The sequence below is a fragment of the Flavobacterium branchiophilum NBRC 15030 = ATCC 35035 genome, assembly GCF_002217205.1.
Lineage (GTDB): Bacteria > Bacteroidota > Bacteroidia > Flavobacteriales > Flavobacteriaceae > Flavobacterium > Flavobacterium branchiophilum.
Genome location: NZ_MUGT01000174.1, coordinates 1 through 4,824, shown reverse-complemented (window position 1 = coordinate 4,824; position 4,824 = coordinate 1). Strand labels below are relative to the sequence as shown.

Genomic DNA, 4,824 nt, shown 5'->3' with positions numbered 1-4,824 from the left:
TATAAATATATTTGGTGTTTTTTTTAGAATTTTATTAATTAGTTATTTTAATATAAATATTATTTTACAACGTTCCTCTTAACGCTTGTTCTCTTTCAATCGATTCAAACAAGGCTTTGAAATTTCCTGCTCCAAATCCTCTAGCGCCCATTCTTTGGATCACTTCAAAGAAAAGCGTTGGTCTATCTTCTACCGGTTTGGTGAAAATTTGTAATAAATACCCTTCTTCATCTGCATCAATCATGATTCCAAGTTTTTGAAGCTCGTTGATATCTTCTTTAAATTTAGTCATGTGATCTTTCAATCGTTCTGGAATGGCATCATAATAGGCTTGTGGAGGTGTGCTCAAAAATTCAATACCTCTTGCTCGCATATCTGCCACTGTTTTGATGATATCGTCTGTTGCCACTGCAATATGTTGCACGCCTTCGCCTTCATAAAAATCTAAATATTCTTCAATTTGTGAACGTTTTTTCCCATTTGCAGGTTCGTTGATTGGGAATTTTATTCTTCCGTTTCCATTGCTCATTACTTTCGACATCAAAGCGGAGTATTCTGTGGTAATTTGTTTGTCGTCAAACGATAAGAAATTCACAAATCCCATCACGTCTTCAAACCATTTTACGGCTTCATTCATTCGGTTCCAACCGGTATTTCCTACCATGTGGTCAATAAATTTTAGCCCAACAGGTTCAGGATTATAGTCTGATTTCCATTCGCTATATCCAGGTAAAAAGATGCCGTTGTAATTTTTTCTTTCTACAAAAACAAAAACAGTTTCGCCATAAGCCCCATAAATTCCTGCTCGAACCACTTCTCCGTTTTCATCCGATTCCACTACGGGTTCAAAATAAGGTTTGGCACCTCTTTTGGTAGTTTCTTCAAACGATTTTCTAGCATCTTCCACCCAAAGAGCAATTACTTTTACACCATCGCCATGTTTTTTTACATGTTCGCCAATTGGAGAATTGCTGTTTAGTGCAGTTGTTAAAACCAAACGGATTTTGTCTTGTTTCAATACATAAGATGCTCGGTCTTTTACTCCAGTTTCCAATCCAGCATAAGCTAACGATTGAAAACCAAAAGCTGTTTTGTAGAAATGAGCCGCTTGTTTGGCATTTCCAACATAAAATTCTACATAATCTGTTCCTAATAAAGGTAAGAAGTCTTGTGCTCCTTCAAATATTTTTTCTAAGCCGTACTCGACTGATTTTAATTCTTTTTTCATGTTATTATAAATAATATTTAAGGTTTAAACTTCCAAAAAAATACGACTTTGACGGGCCAGGGTTCACATCTGTTGCTACTCCAGTAGGGTAATTGTTACCCACATCATTGTCATTAATATTATTTCCTAGAAATAAAAAGTTGTAATTTATTTTGTTTGTTAAATTATTTCCAGCAATATAAAAATCCAATAAACATTTACTATTAAAAAAATTTTTTTTGTAACCAATTTTCATGTTAAATTGTTCAAATCCATGAACCAAATTAGCATTTTCAAAATCAGTATATACACGTCCCATTTGACTATAAGTAGTATTGACGTATAAATTTTTAATCAAATTAAAATCAAATCCTATTGAAAATTTATAGTCTGGAGTACCTACAACTATTTTATTGGTGTAATCAACAATGGAATTACCAAATTTAGTGTTGAAATTTTTATATTTAAAATCATTATAATTAAAACTAAAAAAAGGTTGAATTGATTGAATCACTTTACTAAATTGAGTTTCAAAAATATAACCCATACTCAATTCTATACCTTTGTTGGTTTGGTTTCCTGTATTAGTCCAATATTGATATACTGTACCACCAATTGGATTGACACCAGAAAGTTGTGTAAGTTTGTTTTTGATCTGAATGTTATAAAAAGCCAATTGATAATCTAATTTGGTGTCCAAAAACAATCCGTGAATACTAAAATCAAACATTTTAGCCTGCTCGGCTTGTAATAGATCATTGGTTTGATTTAAGCCACTAATAAATGCAGTTGAAGCAGTTGGAGCATTATATCCATAACTCAAACTTAAATTAAAGATGTGATTTTTGATTTTTTTCTGAAAAGCCAAATGTGGATTTAATTTCCATCCGAACGACTTTGTCAATGACAAATCTTTATTATAATTATTTATTAAACCTGGAATAGCTAACAAATCTGTTCTTTTAAATTTTACATTATTGGTACTTAGACCTACTATGAATGTCAGCTTCAAGGGCTGGTATTCTAATCGGTTATTGGTAAAAAAAGATATTTGCTGGTTTTGATAATTAAAATATGAAGCCTTTGTAATATCAGACACCAACCAAGGATTGTTGTCATCAGTACCAAGAAAGCGATAATTAGATATAAGCGATGTGGTTACATGAATTTCTGTACCCAATTCATTGGAATAATGCCATTTTTCATTGATATTTTTTTTAAAAGTAAACTGGCTTCTAATGCCATAATTTGTGTTTTTACTTATTTCAAAAGCACCTGCGGCTATACGTTCAAAATCAGAATTATAATAAAAAAAAGTGGTGCTGTTTTTTATTGTTTTTGAAACCTGATTGTCATACGAAATTCCAAATCGTAAAGATTTTAATTTGTTACCCGCATTTTTTTTTATATAAGCACTATTCCCATTATCTATACCTTGATAATAATCGGAATACGAAATTTGACCCGCAACTTGTTCAAACGAAAAATTATGGCTTGCATATATATTCATTTTTTCTGAATCGGATATTTTGAAATCACCTAAATATGTTATAAAATTTTTTAGGCTTGCACCATGTGGTCTATACCCATTGGTTTCTAAATGGTTATAACTTAAACACATTTTAGTTTGATTCGTGTTATAATTAAAAATCAAATTGGATTGAAATAAATTATTAGTTCCAAAGCCTGTCCGTTGTTCTATAGAATGACCATTTTCGTTTTGAGTTTTGCTGTAAAATCTAACTACTCCTCCAATACCACCTCCGTAAAGTGTTGCAGCCGGTCCCTTGACCACGTCGATAGCGTGTACAAACGAAAAATCAATATCGTCTAATATTGTTATTCCGTCAGCATTTGTAAGCGGCATATTGTTGTAATACATTTTAATTCCCCAATTATTAAATTTCTGATCATTGCCATACCCTCTTATCACAATGCGTTGCCCACCAATTGCAGTGCGTTTATCAACCTGAACTCCAGCAACAGTATTTAAACTTTGCTCAATGAAATTTGGATTGTTTCTATTCAATTCATATTCAGACAATGATTCTATACTTTGAGCATGTTTTTCAAATTCCTTGTTTTCTTTATTTGTCTTTTTTCTAGCTTTTATTATTACTTCTTCCATTATTGTAGGCTTTTCTTGTCCATTTAAAGCTGTAATCCAACATATCAACAATAACCTACATGTTTTTTTATACATATTTCATAATTATTTTAACCACGATTGAAAATACGTTTCATCAGCTATTCCCATGGCATCTTCGGTAACCATCAACGGTTTGAAAGTATCCACCATAACGGCTAATTCTAAGGTTTCTTTTTTGCCAATGCTTCGTTCTGCAGCTCCTGGGTGTGGCCCATGTGGAATTCCCGCTGGATGCAACGAAATATTGCCTGGTTGCACATCATTTCTACTCATAAAATCACCATCAACATAATACAAAACCTCATCGGCATCAATATTACTATGATTATATGGCGCAGGAATAGAAAGCGGATGATAATCATAAAGCCTTGGAACAAATGAACAAATCACAAATGCACTTGTTTCAAAAGTTTGATGGATAGGCGGTGGCAAATGAATTCTACCTGTTATCGGTTCAAAATCATGAATAGAAAAAGCATACGGATAATTGAAACCATCATAGCCAATAACATCAAAAGGATGCGAGGCATATACCAATTCAAAAATTTCGTCTTTCTTTTTTACTTTGATAACAAATTCTCCAGTTTCATTATAGGTTTCTAATTCTTCTGGACGACGAATGTCTCTTTCGCAAAAAGGTGCATGTTCTAATAATTGCCCAAACCAATTGCGGTATTGTTTTGGAGTATAAACTGGAGCGTGTGACTCTACAATAAACAAACGATTGTCTTCTGTGTCGAAGTCTATTTTATAAATCATACCACGAGGCACAACAAGATAATCCCCATAACTGAAATCTAAATTTCCGAGCATGGTTCTTAGTTTTCCTGTTCCTTTATGGATGAAAATAACCTCGTCGGAATCGGTGTTTTTATAAAAATAATCGGTAGTTGATTTTCTAGGAGCAGCCAAAACAATATGACAATCGGAATTGGTCAATACAATTTTTCTACTTTCTAGATAATCATCTTGCGGTGCTATTTCAAATCCTCTTAATTTATAGGATTGAATGTTGTTTGCTTTAGCAATTTTTGGAGCAACGCTGTATTGTTTTCTGATTTCTTTTACTTGCGTTGGTCGTTGTTCGTGATACGAGTTGGTGGACATACCGTCAAAACCAACGGTTCCAAACAATTGTTCATAATACAAATCGCCATTTGGTTTGCGAAATTGCGTATGTCTTTTGCGAGGAATTTCTCCTAATTTATGATATATTGGCATTTCTTTAGGTTTAAAAATTTATATTTTAAAGTTTAAAAAAACGGTTTTAAACTTTTTAAGAAAACAAAAAGAAGTATTCTCATTCCGGATTTCTCTTGATGAGGAATTTAAGAAGTATGGGTAGATTTATCCAATTTTTCATATTAGTTGGATTAAAGGCATTTTTTTTTAATTCAATATTTGACAGAAAATAAAATGTAGCCATAAAAACTATTTTTTAATAATTAAAATTCAATGTCGTTAAGTT

3 protein-coding genes are annotated in these 4,824 nt (G+C 32.3%); all 3 read right to left on the bottom strand.

Annotated elements, in window-relative coordinates:
• Positions 1-64 precede the first annotated feature (64 nt).
• The 3 genes from hppD to B0A58_RS15325 all read right to left on the bottom strand — a co-directional run bounded on the left by hppD (position 65) and on the right by B0A58_RS15325 (position 4,577).
• A complete protein-coding gene (gene hppD / locus B0A58_RS15335; RefSeq protein ID WP_089081770.1) occupies positions 65-1,228 on the bottom strand; it encodes a 4-hydroxyphenylpyruvate dioxygenase in 1,164 nt (387 codons plus the stop codon).
• A 4-nt stretch (positions 1,229-1,232) separates the two neighbouring features.
• Positions 1,233-3,335, bottom strand: coding sequence for a TonB-dependent receptor (locus B0A58_RS15330; protein WP_243389515.1), 2,103 nt, complete (start codon positions 3,333-3,335; stop codon positions 1,233-1,235).
• Between the two features lie 84 nt (positions 3,336-3,419).
• Positions 3,420-4,577 carry a homogentisate 1,2-dioxygenase gene (locus tag B0A58_RS15325; protein WP_089081768.1) on the bottom strand — a complete coding sequence of 386 codons (1,158 nt, stop codon included), beginning with the start codon at positions 4,575-4,577 and terminating at the stop codon, positions 3,420-3,422.
• Positions 4,578-4,824: the final 247 nt, after the last annotated feature.